General features: G+C 36.8%; 18 protein-coding genes. 10 read left to right on the top strand and 8 right to left on the bottom strand.

Translation table 11 applies throughout. From position 1 onward, the window contains the following. Positions 1-142 precede the first annotated feature (142 nt). From iscB to yidC, 3 genes are all read left to right on the top strand, one after another. Entirely contained in the window at positions 143-1378 is a 1236-nt protein-coding gene (gene iscB, locus CIL05_RS09845; RefSeq protein WP_095655363.1) for an RNA-guided endonuclease IscB, read from the top strand. Positions 1379-1462: 84 nt separating this feature from the next. Beyond that, the gene (locus tag CIL05_RS09840; protein WP_095655362.1) at positions 1463-1837 is read left to right on the top strand and encodes a hypothetical protein; all 375 of its coding nucleotides are present in this window, start codon (positions 1463-1465) and stop codon (positions 1835-1837) included. After that, on the top strand, positions 1786-2565 hold the full coding sequence (gene yidC, locus CIL05_RS09835) for a membrane protein insertase YidC (RefSeq protein ID WP_095655361.1): 780 nt from the start codon (positions 1786-1788) through the stop codon (positions 2563-2565). The genes CIL05_RS09840 and yidC overlap by 52 nt, the downstream gene beginning before the upstream one ends. A gap of 52 nt (positions 2566-2617) precedes the next feature. Here the strand turns inward: yidC and mscL are convergent, their stop codons facing one another. Beyond that, positions 2618-3010, bottom strand: a complete 393-nt coding sequence (gene mscL, locus CIL05_RS09830) for a large conductance mechanosensitive channel protein MscL (protein ID WP_095655360.1) — start codon at positions 3008-3010, stop codon at positions 2618-2620. Positions 3011-3220: 210 nt separating this feature from the next. After that, positions 3221-3373: a small acid-soluble spore protein P gene (locus CIL05_RS09825; RefSeq protein ID WP_095655359.1), complete on the bottom strand. Its 153-nt coding sequence runs from the start codon at positions 3371-3373 to the stop codon at positions 3221-3223. A 128-nt stretch (positions 3374-3501) separates the two neighbouring features. On the opposite strand from CIL05_RS09825, the gene CIL05_RS09820 reads away from it, so the two are divergent. The 3 genes from CIL05_RS09820 to CIL05_RS09810 all read left to right on the top strand — a co-directional run bounded on the left by CIL05_RS09820 (position 3502) and on the right by CIL05_RS09810 (position 7052). Further along, the gene (locus tag CIL05_RS09820; RefSeq protein ID WP_095655358.1) at positions 3502-5241 is read left to right on the top strand and encodes a SulP family inorganic anion transporter; all 1740 of its coding nucleotides are present in this window, start codon (positions 3502-3504) and stop codon (positions 5239-5241) included. Between the two features lie 195 nt (positions 5242-5436). After that, positions 5437-5637: a cold-shock protein gene (locus CIL05_RS09815; protein WP_095655357.1), complete on the top strand. Its 201-nt coding sequence runs from the start codon at positions 5437-5439 to the stop codon at positions 5635-5637. A 491-nt stretch (positions 5638-6128) separates the two neighbouring features. Next, positions 6129-7052: a glycine betaine ABC transporter substrate-binding protein gene (locus CIL05_RS09810; protein WP_095655356.1), complete on the top strand. Its 924-nt coding sequence runs from the start codon at positions 6129-6131 to the stop codon at positions 7050-7052. A 158-nt stretch (positions 7053-7210) separates the two neighbouring features. Here the strand turns inward: CIL05_RS09810 and CIL05_RS09805 are convergent, their stop codons facing one another. Beyond that, positions 7211-8140: a manganese-dependent inorganic pyrophosphatase gene (locus tag CIL05_RS09805; RefSeq protein WP_095655355.1), complete on the bottom strand. Its 930-nt coding sequence runs from the start codon at positions 8138-8140 to the stop codon at positions 7211-7213. Positions 8141-8266: 126 nt separating this feature from the next. After that, positions 8267-8818 carry a hypothetical protein gene (locus tag CIL05_RS09800; protein WP_095655354.1) on the bottom strand — a complete coding sequence of 184 codons (552 nt, stop codon included), beginning with the start codon at positions 8816-8818 and terminating at the stop codon, positions 8267-8269. A 135-nt stretch (positions 8819-8953) separates the two neighbouring features. Between CIL05_RS09800 and CIL05_RS09795 the strand changes: the two genes are divergently transcribed. Then, positions 8954-9406, top strand: a complete 453-nt coding sequence (locus CIL05_RS09795; protein WP_240510160.1) for a DinB family protein — start codon at positions 8954-8956, stop codon at positions 9404-9406. Further along, positions 9407-10522 (top strand): NAD(P)/FAD-dependent oxidoreductase, encoded by a 1116-nt coding sequence (locus tag CIL05_RS09790; protein WP_095655352.1) that lies wholly within the window; start codon positions 9407-9409, stop codon positions 10520-10522. Positions 10523-10560: 38 nt separating this feature from the next. On the opposite strand, the gene CIL05_RS09785 is transcribed toward CIL05_RS09790, so the two are convergent. From CIL05_RS09785 to CIL05_RS09775, 3 genes are all read right to left on the bottom strand, one after another. Beyond that, entirely contained in the window at positions 10561-11124 is a 564-nt protein-coding gene (locus CIL05_RS09785) for an SCO family protein (protein ID WP_095655351.1), read from the bottom strand. 218 nt (positions 11125-11342) lie between these two features. Then, complete coding sequence (locus CIL05_RS09780; RefSeq protein ID WP_095655350.1) at positions 11343-11759, bottom strand: universal stress protein; 417 nt, start codon at positions 11757-11759, stop codon at positions 11343-11345. Positions 11760-11803: 44 nt separating this feature from the next. Next, entirely contained in the window at positions 11804-13261 is a 1458-nt protein-coding gene (locus CIL05_RS09775) for a SulP family inorganic anion transporter (RefSeq protein ID WP_095655349.1), read from the bottom strand. A gap of 246 nt (positions 13262-13507) precedes the next feature. Between CIL05_RS09775 and CIL05_RS22195 the strand changes: the two genes are divergently transcribed. Then, complete coding sequence (locus tag CIL05_RS22195; protein WP_165769096.1) at positions 13508-13651, top strand: hypothetical protein; 144 nt, start codon at positions 13508-13510, stop codon at positions 13649-13651. A gap of 170 nt (positions 13652-13821) precedes the next feature. Here CIL05_RS22195 and CIL05_RS09770 read toward each other — a convergent pair whose 3' ends face one another. Continuing rightward, on the bottom strand, positions 13822-14517 hold the full coding sequence (locus tag CIL05_RS09770; RefSeq protein WP_095655348.1) for a hypothetical protein: 696 nt from the start codon (positions 14515-14517) through the stop codon (positions 13822-13824). Positions 14518-14705: 188 nt separating this feature from the next. Here CIL05_RS09770 and CIL05_RS22800 point away from each other — a divergent pair, with 188 nt between their 5' ends. Further along, complete coding sequence (locus CIL05_RS22800) at positions 14706-15101, top strand: helix-turn-helix domain-containing protein (protein ID WP_107505451.1); 396 nt, start codon at positions 14706-14708, stop codon at positions 15099-15101. The last annotated feature ends 118 nt before the right edge of the window (positions 15102-15219 follow it).

Genomic DNA, 15219 nt, shown 5'->3' with positions numbered 1-15219 from the left:
GGATCTTCTACCAGTCCGCATGCTCTGTAAGTACTGAGGAAGAAAGTTCGCCTAGGTTGTGGCAACCCTAACCCCAAAAGTACAAAACCCGTCCTTTAACATGGGCAAGGTGGAAAATTCCCCGATGGGAGGTTAGTCAGAAATGACTGAGTTTAGCTTTGTAATTGACGGAAAAGGAAAAAAACTATCCCCTACGAAAGTAAATAAAGCTTGGTTTCTTATTCGAAAAAAACGAGCCAATTTAATATCTAAGTTTCCTATGGTTATTCAATTAACCAAAGAGGTGGAAGTAGAAGAAATTGATCGTTCCGCTATTCATTTCAATATAGATGATGGATCGAAATTTGCTGGTGTAGCAATCGTTCAAGAATGTAGTACGAAGAACAAACCTATTTTTAAAGGTACGATTGAAATAAGACAAGATGTAAAAGACAAAATGAATGTAAGAAGAGGTTACAGACGTTATAGAAGATCACACAAAAGATATCGGAAAAAACGATTTGATAATCGTTTATCATCAAAGAGATCCAGGAGAGTTGCACCCAGTATCCTTCAGAAGAAAGAATCAATTTTACGTATAACGAAACAGCTTCATAAATGGATAAGGATGGATACGATTCATCTTGAAGATGTAGCAATTGATATACGAGCACTGGAATCCGGATATAAACCGTATCGATGGCAATATCAGAAGAGCAACCGCTTAGATGAAAACATTCGAAAAGCCGCCATACTTAGAGATGAACACCAGTGTAAACAATGTGGTCAAAAGAATTGTCGTTTAGAGGTTCATCATATCATTCCAAAAAGATTAAATGGTTCTAATTCCATTCACAATCTAATCACATTTTGTTCAGATTGTCATGCGCTTGTTACAGGTAAAGAGTTGAAATACGTTAATCATTTCTTTAACTTAATTAAGGGGAAAAAGTTAGATTTCACATATGCAATGCATGTCATGCAAGGGAAGAACTATCTAAAAAAAGAGTTAGAAAAAGTGGCACCTGTTAAGTTAACAACAGGTGGGGATACGGCGAATAAACGAATTGATTGGGGAATTGAAAAGTCCCATTCGGATGATGCGATTGTTATTTCCAACTTACCTATTCGGTCAGATCAGTGTGAAATCAAAGATTATACGATTAAACCTATGAGGTGGAAAAGGAAATATAAAATAGATGAATTAGCAGGATTTAAACACAGGGATTTTGTCCGATATACGAAACGTAATGGAGAGACCTACGAGGGGTACATTACTGTTTTAAATCCCAGACGTAAAACATTTGATATGAAAACATTAGATGGGAAAACCTTAAAAAAATATGGAATAAAGTCAGCTCAGTTACTATGGAGATTTAATAAGATTTATTGGTTTTAAAAATAGTTTAAGGAGGTGAATCCTGGTTATTTTTTAACGATTTGATATGAATTGTTTTACTTTAATTTAAGGAGGTGAATACAGATGTTGATTGAGATTTTATTTGATATACTGAGTGATTTTTCCTTGCTTTATTTTTATGTCAGTATAATTTTATCTATTTTTTGTGCCTATCAAATTACCCATTTTTCTTTATTTAACATAAAGAAAATGAATGAATGTTATACAAGAGAGCATCATTCCATACAGGCACGACAAATTCCATTAGTGTCAGTTGTTGGTGAAGTTATTGAAAAAAGAGACTGGCTGACAAATAAAACGAAGCGAATTGAAGCACCGGATGATGATGCCGAAATTCACTCCTTCTCGTTAGTAAACAAAAGAACCATAAAACGAGGAGGACAACAATGGAAAAACATTCTGTATTCACTTTCTTTAAAAAATATAGCTTTACCTTAGTCTTATTACTAGTATTTTTAGCTGGCTGTCAAGGTGTGGCAACTGGGCCAATTGATTCTGATTCAACTGGTTGGTTCGGTAATTATTTAGTAGATCCATTTTCTTTTTTAATAAAGAGTTTCGCATCATTTCTGAATGGTAATTATGGTTGGTCGATCATACTAATCACATTATTGATACGACTTGCAATCATGCCACTCTTTTTGAAGCAAACAAAAAGCAGTCTTCAGTTGCGTGGAAAAATGAGTATACTGAAACCTGAAATGGATTTATTGAAAGAAAAATATAAAGATAAAACAGATAGTGAATCACAAACCAATAAGCAGCAGGAGCTCATGGAGCTTTACCAGAAGCACAATATGAATCCACTTGCTTCATTTGCCGGCTGCTTACCGATGCTCATACAATTTCCAATTTTAATTGGTTTTTACTATGCGATTCTAGGTACACCTGAAATTGCTGCACATTCTTTTCTTTGGTTTCATTTAGGTCAGGCAAATATTCTGCTAACACTTATTGCTGTAGCCGTATATTTTTTACAATTTAAAATTTCCCAAATGGGTATGAATGCCCAGCAGAAAAAACAAATGGCACTTTTAGGATTAATTTCACCACTCATGATTGGAATCATTTCCTTTAATGCACCAGCTGCTTTGCCTTTATATTGGACAATTGGTGGCATATTCTTGATTTTTCAAACATTGATTTCCAGAAAATTATATTCTTAAACGTAAAATGGTTGTATCTGCTTCTTTCTTGGAAGCAATACAACCATTATTTCTAGTTACCTGTTCTATTTTGTTCCTTCAATAAATCCCTAATCTCTGTTAAAAGCTCCTCCTGCACATTTACCTCTGCTTCTTCTACAACCTCTTTCTCTTCTTTTTTTCGTTTAAATTTCATTAACAACCGGATAAATAAAAAGATGGAAAATGCGACAATCAGAAAGTCAAAAATAGATTGAATAAAATTACCATATAAAATCTCAGAAGACCCAACTTGAATAGATAAACTAGTAAAATTAATGCCACCTGCCATAATCCCGACAAGAGGTGTAATAATATTATCGACCAATGATGTGACAATTGCTCCAAAAGCTGCGCCAATAACGACTGCAACAGCCAGATCCATTACATTTCCCTTAAATGCAAATTCTTTAAAATCATTCCACATTTATTTCATCTCCCATCTTAATAAGTATACTATCAAAACAATATTAGGTTTAAATAAAACGCATAGTAAGAATAATATTAGAAAACTTGGCATTTGCCAACTCTTAGGCGAATGCCATAGTTGAACTTATGCAAATAGGAAAGTTTTAAACTCTCCTATCAGTGCAAAAAAAGTATCCCAATTACAATTAGGATACTCGTTTGCTTTCTACTATAAACCATGATGTGGATTATGGTTTTGCCTGGAATGATTTGCTTTTTTAACCTTTTTCGATCCACTTAAAGGTTCCCCATATGGTTGCTGTGGACTTTGTGGCAATTTGGGACGTTCCTGCTGCTTCGGTCCCTTAGGTTTCCCTGCCATTTAAAATTCCCCCTTTCCAATTTGTATTTAGTTTTACGATTATGAAAGTAATTTATTCATTAATTTATTTTACGTGGTAAGATAGCTGTGGAGACTTATTTATTACTTTCAGAAAATTATTATAGGAGATGACACAAAAATTGTTCAAAGATGATCGCTTCAAAGGATTATCCTTTAATGATTTAAGAAAAGATTTAATCGCCGGAATCACGGTTGGGATTGTTGCAATACCGCTTGGAATGGCTTTTGCAATTGCATCAGGAGTAAAGCCGGAATATGGTCTTTACACAACAATTATTGCGGGTTTGCTTGTCGCATTACTCGGTGGTTCAAGATTTCAGATTGCTGGACCAACCGGTGCATTCATCCCAATCCTATTGGCAATTGTTTTACAATACGGTTATGAGAATCTTTTAATTGCAGGATTCCTGGCAGGGATAATGCTTTTAATCATGGGTATTTTTAAATTGGGAAGTTTAATAAAGTTCATTCCCCGTTCAGTTACAATCGGATTTACTGCCGGAATTGCAGTCATCATATTTAGTGGTCAGATTGGTGATTTCTTAGGTTTGGAAGGACTTGAGAAAAAGGAATATTTCCATCAAAATATTATTCAACTATTGCAGCAGATCAATACAATTAATTGGTACAGTTTTTTCACTGCCGCTGCCGGATTGTTAATTATAATTTTTATCCCAAAGCTTTTTCCAAGGGTACCAATACTTTTAGTTGCACTGCTGGTACCAACCTTAATTGCATTTTTATTCTATCCTGATAAGGTTGCAACAATCGGAACTGCATTTGGGGGGATTTCACAATCGCTTCCCAGCTTTCATATACCGGAAATAACCTGGGAGAAAATACTGATGCTTTGGCAGCCTGCTTTCGTAATAGCCATGCTTGGCGGGATTGAATCTTTATTATCAGCAGTTGTCTCTGATGGGATGACCGGCAAACGTCATCATTCAAACCGTGAGCTGATGGGACAGGGAGTTGCCAATATGGTGACACCTTTATTTGGAGGTATTCCTGCAACAGGGGCAATTGCCCGAACTGCTACGAATATTAAAAGTGGTGCAGTCAGTCCATTTTCAGGTGTTTTTCAAAGTTTATTCGTTTTAAGTACATTGTTACTACTTGCTCCATATGCATCCCATATTCCATTGGCAAGTATGGCGCCAATTTTAATGATCGTAGCTTTTAATATGAGTGAATACAAATCATTTTTTCATGTACTAAAACTAAAATCCAGTGACTCTCTTGTGTTGGCGGCTACATTTTTATTAACTGTTTTAGTCAATCTGACTGTTGCTGTACAAATTGGGTTATTGCTGGCAATGGTCTCATTTATTAAACGGATGAGTGAGGTACTGGAGGTTGAGAAAGTTATACCGGCAATGTCAAAAGGCACAAATGAATTAACCGAATCAGAGAATTTCGGCATCAAGTGTCCACAGCTTGCTTTTTTCACAGTAGAAGGTCCTTTATTTTTTGGGGCTGCAGATAAATTTGAATCCATGATTACCCGGTCCATCAACAAGCGTCCAACTGTACTTGTACTGAAAATGAAGCATGTTTCACTTATCGATGCAACAGGCGGGGCTAATTTAAGATCCCTTATTAAAGACTTTAAAAAAATGGGTGGAACCACTTTAATTGCGGAACTTAATGATGAAGTAACTCAGACGTTTAAAACCAGCGGATTATATGATGAAATAGGCGAAGAGAATTTTTATAACAGTGCAGCAGATGCTGTCGATTATGGATTACAAATAATTAATGTAGGAAAATGTCCGAAATGCTCCCACACTAATCAGGCGACCTGTCAGGTTTTTATAGAAAGCAAATCGATTCATAAATCCAGTTAGTTATGAAGAAAAACATATTTTATCAAGTTTTTTTAAATAAAGGTTTATATATTTTTTTATATGTGGTATACTAATATTAATTATTGATGTTCGTTAGCAATACAAGATATAAGTATTAAACTTTTAATGATTATCGTCTTGAATTAGAACAAAAATAGTAATAATGTGCTACAAATGCACTTGGAGGAATTTAACATGAACAAAGGTTCAGTAAAATGGTTTAACGCAGACAAAGGCTTCGGTTTTATCGAAGTTGAAGGTGGAGACGATGTATTCGTACATTTCTCAGCAATTCAGGGCGAAGGATTTAAAACTTTGGATGAAGGTCAAGCTGTAACTTTCGAAATCGAAGAAGGTAACCGTGGCCCACAAGCTACTAACGTTGAAAAAGCGTAAGTAACCAATATGAAAGGACTTCTCATTGAGAAGTCCTTTTTATTTTGGCTTTTTTCGCAGTGATTCTGAACAGTAGTCGATATATACTGCGACGTTCGGATTCATAAGTGTTCTATCTGACCGTTTGAATCTGTTTTGATTTCTTTCGGGCATATATAAGCGTACTATGTGACTGTTTGAACCCCTTTCGGCTTCGTTCGAGCTCATTGAAGGGTTCTATGTGACCGTTCTTCATGTAATATATCGTAATCTGGAGTATAAACGATTATTTCTATGAATTATATAGTCTAAGTGGTCAAATATAACTTTATTATCTTAAATTCCATGATACGGCGTTTTATCCAAATTTACTGGAAACTATATCTATAGTAAAATTATTCATTGGGTTTCCAAAAACTTATTAATACGTTAGTTATGTGTAAATTAATATGGAAACATGTAGGACATACTAAGATGTATAGTCCTTTTTAACTTAGAAGGAGGAAGGAAAATTGACAAAATTAAAAGTAATTGGTATTACATTTGCCCTATCTCTTTCTTTACTGTTAACTGCCTGCGGTGATGAAGGTAACGAAGAAGAGGCACAGGATAATGGTAATGTGGGAGAAGATACTGCTAATCTAGGTGAGGAGCTAGAATATACAATTACAGGCATTGAGCCCGGAGCAGGAGCAATGGGGCTTGCAGCAACCACTATAGAGGAATATGAAAACCTGGAGGGTTGGGAGCTTTTAGAAAGCTCAACTGCAGGTATGATGACTGAACTGGGTGAGGCAATTAACAACGAAGAACCAATTATTGTAGTAGGTTGGAATCCACACTATATGTTTGCTTCCCATGATTTGAAATATTTAGAGGATCCACAAGGTACATTTGGTGAAAAGGAGAACATCAATACCATAACAAGAATAGGTTTAGAAGATAACATGCCGAGTGCCACTAAAATTCTTGATCGTTTTAACTGGGAAGTAGAAGATATGGAAGGCGTCATGCTTGATGCACAAGATGTTTCCATGGAGGAAGCAGCAAGTACTTGGGTAGAAGATAATCAAGACAAGGTAGATGAATGGACAGAGGGCGTAGAGCCGGTAGATGGAAAAGAAATTGAACTAGTATTAACCCCGTGGGATTCAGAACGCGCTTCTGGTGAAGTGATGAAACTTGTATTAGAAGAACAAGGGTTTCAGGTAACATTAACACCTGTCGACCCAGCAATTGTGTTTCAAGCAATAGCTAACGGTGAAGCTGACGCGTCGCTTGCTCCATGGCTACCTATAACACATGGTCCTTTCTATGAAGAATATAAGGATGACATTGTTGATTTAGGTCCAAACTTAACAGGTACAAAAATTGGTTTAGCTGTTCCTGAATATATGGACATTGATTCGATTGAGGATTTACAGCCAAAAGAATAATATTATTTCAGGGTCAGATTTACTTGTTTTTATAAAGTGATCTGGCCTTTTTCTTTATGTGTATTTCAATCAGCTTTTGGAAACAAAAATAACCCGAATACTAATGCTGTTAGAACATTAATATTCGGGATCAATCCTTCTATTTAAATTAAATTATATTATTTACCAAATTCCTCTGTTAAATTTGGAACAATTTGTTTTTTACGGGATACTACACCTTTTAGAAGTGCTCTATTATTATCAAGTTTAATTCCAAATGCCTGCTCTACATTATTCTCTCCACTGCCTTGTGCCAGAATTTCCGAGTCATTATTCAAGATATCTGTTACAACAAATAGGAAAAGGTCAAGCTCTTTATCCTTGATAATTTGTGCAATTTCAGTAGTAATATCATCCTGGAATGCATAGATTTTACTTGTATCCACTGCATTGACCTGGGCAATTTCCACTTTAGCATCACCCATTGCAAATACTTTAGCATCCATTGTTAACAGTTCTAAAACAGTTTTATCACTTAAATCTGCACCGGCCTGAAGCATCTCAAGTCCATACGTTTCCAGATTTACACCAGCAGTTTCAGCCAGTTCATATGCTGCATCCACATCTTCTTTTGTGCATGTTGGTGATTTCAGCAATAGCGAATCAGATACAATTGCAGATACCAATAATCCGGCAATTTCTTTAGAAACGGGAACTCCATTTTCTTTATACATTTTATTCAAAATGGTTGCAGTACATCCCACTGGTTCTGCTCGAAAATATAATGGCTCTTTCGTTTCAAAATTAGAAATGCGATGATGATCAATTACTTCTGCAATGCGCACATCTTTAATATTATCAACACTTTGTTGGAATTCATTATGGTCAACTAAAATAACGTCCTTCACATCTGAATCTACTTTTTCAATGAATTGTGGTGCTTCCACACCAAAATAGTCCAATGCAAACTGTGTTTCTTTGCTTACCCCGCCCAGTCTTGCCGGCTCTGCATTAACACCCAATTTATTTTTCAAATCAGCATATGCCAGTGCGGAACAAATTGTATCCGTGTCAGGACTTTTATGTCCAAAAATTAATGTCTTACTCATGTTCATTCTCCTTCCAATATCACTTATCCACTTATTAGATTACCATAATTTATTGATGGATGAATAGAAAATTACTTCAACTCTTCATTCAAATTTTATCATAATCCCAGGAGCTGCCGCAATGCATCAAATTCTGTCATTATACCAGTCCGTAACTTTCTTTTTGATCTCCGGATTTTGAACTTCCTGTGCACTAAATCCACCAACATCCACTATTTTAATGAATGCCCCCTCATCCTTTTGGAGCTTTACAACACAATAACCTTCCATTTGGGATGGTAAAAGTTCAATAATGGCAGCGTCCGAATATAATTCATAAATTTTCTCTACATCCATTTCCTCCAGTTTCCAGTCTGATGATTGCTCGGGAACTTCATTGGCTATATCTGATTGATGCTCTGGTCGATTATCGGCTTTAAATAATTTTAATCCGGAAATTTTACCATTTGCATTATGTAGTAATTTAATTACCTCTGAGATTCCAATAATAATCATTCCATCCACCAAATACTGGAATGCCATTTGAAAGAAAAATCTCCATTCAATCCTAACCTCCTGATGACCGAAGCCATCATCATAAAATGTATTACTCGCCATAATATATGCTTGAATAATTCCTATAACTATAACAGCAATACCAAACCAAAATATGATTCTTCCTAATATATTCTGTTTCATTTTTTCTACCCCCTTCCCCTCTCTATTATTATTCGATAATAATCGCTATTTCCCTTTTAAAAGTCAATTAATTTTACATTTGCCTTCATTATTTCTATGATAAATAAAGAATACATTTTAATGGAGGTTTTTTATATGTCGAAACAATTTGAAATGACTCGGAGTGCTTTTCTATCATTTGTGAAGGATCTGGATGAAGAAACAGCTGATATGCAAGTAAGGTATTTTAATAATACCATACGCTGGCATATTGGACATGTGCTCGTAACTGCTGAAGGGTTGCTGTTTGGTTATCCGAAACAATCAACAAATTTCCCGGAAGGCTATAATAAGCTGTTTGCTTCTGGAACCAAACCGGCTGACTGGGATACAGAGGCACCGGAACTTTCTGTACTTGTAGAATGTTTAGAAGAGCAACAGCCACGAATTAACGAACTATCCGAAGATTTCTTTAAGCAGGATCTGCCATACACATTGCCATTCGGTAATTTTAAAACCTATGGAGACATTTATGAAATGATAATCCAGCATGAAAGCGAACATCTAGGGAAAATGAAAGCAATGAAACAAGTTGTACAGGCACAGTAAATGGCCGGAAAATTTATAATAATAGGTTCAGGTATCGTAGGAGCCACCACTGCATATCAGCTCACAAAAAGCGGTGCTGAAGTCATTGTTGCAGACCGGAGAGATGATGGTCAGGCAACGGACGCAGCGGCTGGAATCGTATGTCCATGGCTTTCCCAAAGACGGAATAAAGCCTGGTATCATTTAGCGAAAAATGGTGCACGTGTATATCCCCAGCTGATTCAGGAGCTACAGGCAGATGGAGAAGAAGATACGGGATATGCGCGTGTTGGTGCAATTAGTCTTCATACAGACGAAGTGAAGCTAACCGCAATGCGTGATCGAGCATTGAAACGACGGGAGGATGCACCTGAGATTGGTGAGGTTACCCTACTTGATCCTGAGCAGACAAAGGCAATGTTTCCACTTTTGAAAGATGGGTATGGAGCGGTTCATGTAAGTGGTGCTGCCAGAGTCGATGGTCGAAAACTTCGGGATGCACTACTCAGAGGGGCACAAAAACATGGTGCTTCGGTAATTCATGGTGATGCCAGCATCGTTCATAAAGGTACGCAGGTTACAGGTGTTAAAATAAATGATGAAATCTTTGAAGCAGACAAAGTGATTGCCGCAACCGGTGCCTGGATGGGCGAACTTTTCAAACCACTGGATGTAGAATTTAACATCGTTCCACAACGAGCACAAATCATGCATGTACATGTACCAGATATGGATAATTCTTTATTGCCTGTTGTCATGCCACCTGGAAATCAATATCTACTAGCTTTTGACGACCGGATTGTTCTTGGTTCCACACATGAAGATGATTCCGGTTTTGATTACCGGGTAACAGCAGGAGGTCAGCATGAAATATTAACAAAAGCATTGGACGTAGCGCCAGGACTCACTTCAAGTACAGTTCTGGAAACGAGAGTGGGCTTCCGTCCGGTAGCACCTGGCTTTTTGCCTGTTATCGGTCCACTTCCCGGCTTTGATGGCCTATTGCTTGCCAATGGACTAGGTGCGTCCGGCTTAACAATGGGACCATACATTGGTATGCAACTTGCTCAATTAGCGCTTGGTGAGGAGCTTGAGTTCGATTTAGCCGATTATAGTGTGGCCGGTGCGATACAGTAGAATGGACTGATAGTAGTCTATTCTACTTTTTTGCACTGCTAAAGAACTAACTCAAGGTCTTTTATGATGTCATCCATCGCTTTAGACTCTACTCCACTGTACCGTTTAATAACCTCACCCTCTGGATTCACTAAAAAGAAGCTGGTACCATGCATTACCTGATCATCTCCTTCCAGTGGCTTTTCCAAAGCAGACTTAAACGATTTTACCGAAAACTCTTTTATCGTTTGAAAGTCATAGCCCGTTGTGAAAGTCCAATTGCTTAAATCAGCCTGATAGCTTTCTGCATATTCTTTTAAAACCTCAGGTGTGTCAAATTCGGGATCAACACTAAATGAAACGAGCTGAGCATCCAGGTTTTCTTCTTCCATTTTATCCTGAAGCTTAGACATGTTCGATGTCATTGGCAGACAAACTGTTGTACAATTTGTAAAAATGAAATCAGCTACCCACCATTCCCCTTTCAATTCTTCTAAGGATAATGTTTCATTATCTTGAGTTTTAAACGAGAAATCATTCACTTCATTCGACATATTTGATTCAATTTCTGCCCCGCAAGCAACTAGAAAAAGGGTAAAGCAGATTACTAAAATGCGTTTCATATATTTTCATCCTTTTCTCCTATTATTTAACCATATCATTGACTGATCATTATTAAGGTAGACTTAATTTTAACATCAAACTCCTATTTATGATTGTTTAGGAATCATTGTTCAAACATATTTCACATTCTTTCCATGTCAATAATGTATTTCTGAACTTCAGTCCCACCAATAAAAATAAGAGGCATCCCATACCCGGGACACCTCCTACAAAATTATCATTTCACAATTAAAACAGGACAATCCACTCGTTTGGCGACTTTATGACTGACACTTCCGAGTATAAATGTCTGTAAATTATTCAATCCACGACTTCCAATAACGACACAGTCAAAGTCATTTTCATTAACATAATCTACAATCGTTGGTCCTGCTTCTCCATGCAATATATTCGTCTTGTACTCAACACCTGATGCTTCCAATAAATCCTTAACGACTTTAATTTTCTCTTTGCGTTTTAATTCAATTTCAAATTTAGTTGCAGCATGGAGAACATCAGATTTAGCGGTACTTCCATCCACAACATAAACAGCTTCCACTATTCCATTAAACTTTTCCGCAAGTTCAATCGCATAGTTTGTAGAACGTATGGAATGCTCTGAACCATCTGCTGCCAATAATATTTTTCTAAACAATTTCTCCACCTCTTTAGAGATCAGGATAATCTTATTATATCATATTAATGTTCTGCTTTTGTAAGACCACCGATTCGATTTTTCAATTGTCTACTCGCAGTATTTAGACCTGTATAATGAACTTCGATATTATTCTGCGCAAATTTCATTTCAATTTTATCCAAAGCTCCAATTGCCGAGTCATCCCATAAGTGTGCATAAGTCAAGTCAATCTCAACTTCTTTAACAGAATCTGTAAAATTAAATTTCCCAGGAAAATCACTGACAGATGCAAAGAATAATTGACCCTCGACACGATAAATCCGTTTTTGCTCACGCATAACCAGTTCTTCCGTAACTTTTACTTTGGAAATTTTCGCTGCAAAGAAAATGGCACTTAACAATACGCCAGCTAAAACTCCCTTGGAAAGATCATTTGTATACACAACCACCCCCACTGTTACAACCATAACGATTGCATCAGTTCGTGGCAGTTTATGAAGGGTTCTAACAGATGACCAATCAAACGTACCAATTGAAACCATAATCATGACACCAACCAATGCTGCCATTGGAATCTGAACAACAAGTCCACCCAATACAACAATCAGAAACATTAAAAATACACCTGCAACAAATGTCGACAAACGCCCTCTGCCACCTGATTTGACGTTAATGCCGGATTGTCCTATCATTGCACAGCCTGCCATACCTCCGAAAAATCCGGCTACAACGTTGGCAATTCCTTGTCCACGGCTTTCTCTATTTTTGTTACTTTCCGTATCTGTCATATCATCAATAATATTTGCAGTTAATAAGGACTCAAGCAACCCTACAATTGCCAAAGCCAATGAATATGGAAAAATAATCATCAATGTTTCCAATGTAAACGGAATTGATGGAATTAGAAAAACTGGCAGTTGCTGTGTTAGTGATCCCATGTCACCAACAGTACCTACCTGAATATTACCAAATACAACAATTACCGACACTACAATGATTGCCACAAGTGCTGATGGTACAGCCTTTGTAATACGTGGTAATAAATAAATAATAGCTAACGTTAAACCAACTAGTACATACATAACCCAGCCTTCTCCAACGAAATGTGGAAGCTGTGCTGTGAAGATTAAAATAGCTAATGCGTTAACGAAACCAACCATCACCGAACGTGGTACGAATTTCATTACACTTGCCAGTTTAAAAATACCAAATATTATTTGAATGACACCTGTTAAAATCGTTGCAGCCAGTAAATACTCAAGCCCATGATCAGCAACCAAATTCACCATTAGTAATGCCATTGCACCTGTTGCTGCGGAGATCATACCCGGCCTGCCTCCGACAAATGCAATTACTACTGCAATACAAAAAGATGCATATAATCCTACCATCGGATCTACACCTGCAATGATCGAAAAGGCAATAGCTTCAGGAATCAACGCCAATGCGACTACAATTCCTGCCAAAACATCACCCTTGACATTGCCAAACCATTCTTGCTTCAATTGTTCTGCTCTCAAGTGTTTTACCTCTTTCTATAGTATAGTGTTCCAAGCTTTCTATAAGCATGGGTCCGCAATAAACCAATACATTGTACCATATCGTCTATTATTCACAAAACACCAAGAAAGCGTAATCATTGAGCAATATCTCCATTATTTGTTGTTTTTCTCCCATTTCGTATATAAAGTGATATTAGCTATAGTTATTTACAGTTATGCTTTGATTTGGTACGCTTATGCTAGAAACTTCAAGGGGGATATATGATGAAAGGTAAAATAGTCGTCTTTATAGTAATATTGGCCACACTTGCTGTTCTCGCACTATGTTGGGTTTTTCTTCAAAATATCATTGAAGAATATGATTTGGATCGAGCGACTACTGAAATGATTGAAATGAATATATATTAACTGAGTGGATGACCTGAATGGATGGATGGCCTAGAAAAAATGAATATTTCTTAGGCCATTACCTTTAGCTTGGCCCTTTAACCGCTTTGCATTTTATTCTTTTAACATTTTTAACAAAAATAATTTTTATAGTACCAGTAGATAATTTGTTTATAATTTGTTCCGTTGCTTTATTCATTTGGGAATCCCCCTTGTGTGTATTTTTCCAATGTCTCAAGGGTTATTTTAATTAATGTAGGGTAAAGCTGTGGATTAAACTGGTAATTTGGCGATGTTGAATGCTTTTTAAAGTATGAAACAATTTCCTGATCGATATTCTCAGTTAATGACTTAGGAATATGAAATAACCCACCTGGCGTAGTATAGATTCCCTCACCGATTGGCAGCAGGAAGCCAGTTATCAATTGCCCATACTTAGGAGCCTGGAATCTTTTATTGTAAATACCTACAACTTTATTCTTCCCTTCAAATACATCATTGAATAAAAAAACTCTCCCACTTTTGCTCTCTGTATTATCAACATAATAATAACCAGGATTTAGATGAAGCCAGCTTACTAATACTTCCTGTACATTAGGACTTATTTTCTTCCATTGATTCTTATTATGCTGTAAATATTGTTGGTAAATCGTTAATTTATTTTTACCTGTTCTGGAACAAAATATAATCCACCATACTAATTGTGGAAAAATCCTTTCCGATAATTCATCTGAAATGTTCATATTCGAAATCATTTCTTCCATACTTTCCAAAATGGTTTGATAAAATTGATTCACTGAAAAAGAAAATACATCATCAAAGATCTCGAATAATTTCTCCTGGGTTTTATCCGGAAAATAAATTAAATTGGATGTTTGTGTTTTCATTATGCTTCCGCTCCTTTCGAATTTTCATTATTCTAGCATGTATTCGAAAATGCTGCAGAAGTTAAAATTGCATTATAAGAGTAGTACCAGTCGGAAAAAATCAATTTTCCCCTAGGGTAAATTTTAATTTTATGGCCGGTTTAGGAATGGGTTTTGTAATTTTAGCTATTCATAGATGATAATGTTCAATGGGGAAGAATACGAAGGTACGTTTATCAACTTTGGATGCTGACTGTAAGGCTTTGGGCTGTCAGCTGGGAGATGTTTTAGAATGTAGAAGGGACGACTATAGTTCGCTTGGTGGTTTGAATGAATGCTTTGCTTTTCTAAATTCAGGTAAAGATAAGATGCAAATAATCTCCGAGTTCTCGTTACTCGTCCCATCAAAAAGAACTGTTGTTATTGTCACAAAATATATAAACTGCGACGTATGCGCTTGGTTGTTTTCCGCTGCGGATCGTTGCTTTCCGCGGGCACGGCTTCAGTCTCCTCGAGAAAGTCACTCTGCGGGGCCTTCAGACACGTGCTATTCCCGCAGGAGTCAACGATCCTCCGCTCCAAACAACCGCCATGTAAGCGGATAATATCTAATGTTTCTTCCATCAAGAAATAAATTACTTCTTGAAGTTAAAGCACCGTCTCAGCGTAGGAAGTATACGTAGACTCCTGCGGGAAAGCGAAGACGATGAGACCCCACAGGGA

This window comes from Virgibacillus profundi, from assembly GCF_002287375.1.
Lineage (GTDB): Bacteria > Bacillota > Bacilli > Bacillales > Amphibacillaceae > Virgibacillus_K > Virgibacillus_K profundi.
Note: the sequence above shows the minus strand (reverse complement) of the source record. Positions and strands in the feature narration are given on the sequence as shown.

Excerpts from the sequence above, each read along its gene's own strand:
- CIL05_RS09805 (WP_095655355.1), bottom strand. The coding sequence starts at position 8,140 with ATGAGTAAGACATTAATTTTTGGACATAAAAGTCCTGACACGGATACA.
- CIL05_RS09815 (WP_095655357.1), top strand. The coding sequence starts at position 5,437 with ATGAACAAAGGTTCAGTAAAATGGTTTAACGCAGACAAAGGCTTCGGT.
- CIL05_RS22800 (WP_107505451.1), top strand. The coding sequence starts at position 14,706 with ATGGGGAAGAATACGAAGGTACGTTTATCAACTTTGGATGCTGACTGT.
- mscL (WP_095655360.1), bottom strand. The coding sequence starts at position 3,010 with ATGTGGAATGATTTTAAAGAATTTGCATTTAAGGGAAATGTAATGGAT.
- CIL05_RS09785 (WP_095655351.1), bottom strand. The coding sequence starts at position 11,124 with ATGAAACGCATTTTAGTAATCTGCTTTACCCTTTTTCTAGTTGCTTGC.
- CIL05_RS09790 (WP_095655352.1), top strand. The coding sequence starts at position 9,407 with ATGGCCGGAAAATTTATAATAATAGGTTCAGGTATCGTAGGAGCCACC.
- iscB (WP_095655363.1), top strand. The coding sequence starts at position 143 with ATGACTGAGTTTAGCTTTGTAATTGACGGAAAAGGAAAAAAACTATCC.
- CIL05_RS22195 (WP_165769096.1), top strand. The coding sequence starts at position 13,508 with ATGAAAGGTAAAATAGTCGTCTTTATAGTAATATTGGCCACACTTGCT.
- CIL05_RS09800 (WP_095655354.1), bottom strand. The coding sequence starts at position 8,818 with ATGAAACAGAATATATTAGGAAGAATCATATTTTGGTTTGGTATTGCT.
- CIL05_RS09795 (WP_240510160.1), top strand. The coding sequence starts at position 8,954 with ATGTCGAAACAATTTGAAATGACTCGGAGTGCTTTTCTATCATTTGTG.
- yidC (WP_095655361.1), top strand. The coding sequence starts at position 1,786 with ATGGAAAAACATTCTGTATTCACTTTCTTTAAAAAATATAGCTTTACC.
- CIL05_RS09820 (WP_095655358.1), top strand. The coding sequence starts at position 3,502 with ATGACACAAAAATTGTTCAAAGATGATCGCTTCAAAGGATTATCCTTT.
- CIL05_RS09840 (WP_095655362.1), top strand. The coding sequence starts at position 1,463 with ATGTTGATTGAGATTTTATTTGATATACTGAGTGATTTTTCCTTGCTT.
- CIL05_RS09825 (WP_095655359.1), bottom strand. The coding sequence starts at position 3,373 with ATGGCAGGGAAACCTAAGGGACCGAAGCAGCAGGAACGTCCCAAATTG.
- CIL05_RS09770 (WP_095655348.1), bottom strand. The coding sequence starts at position 14,517 with ATGAAAACACAAACATCCAATTTAATTTATTTTCCGGATAAAACCCAG.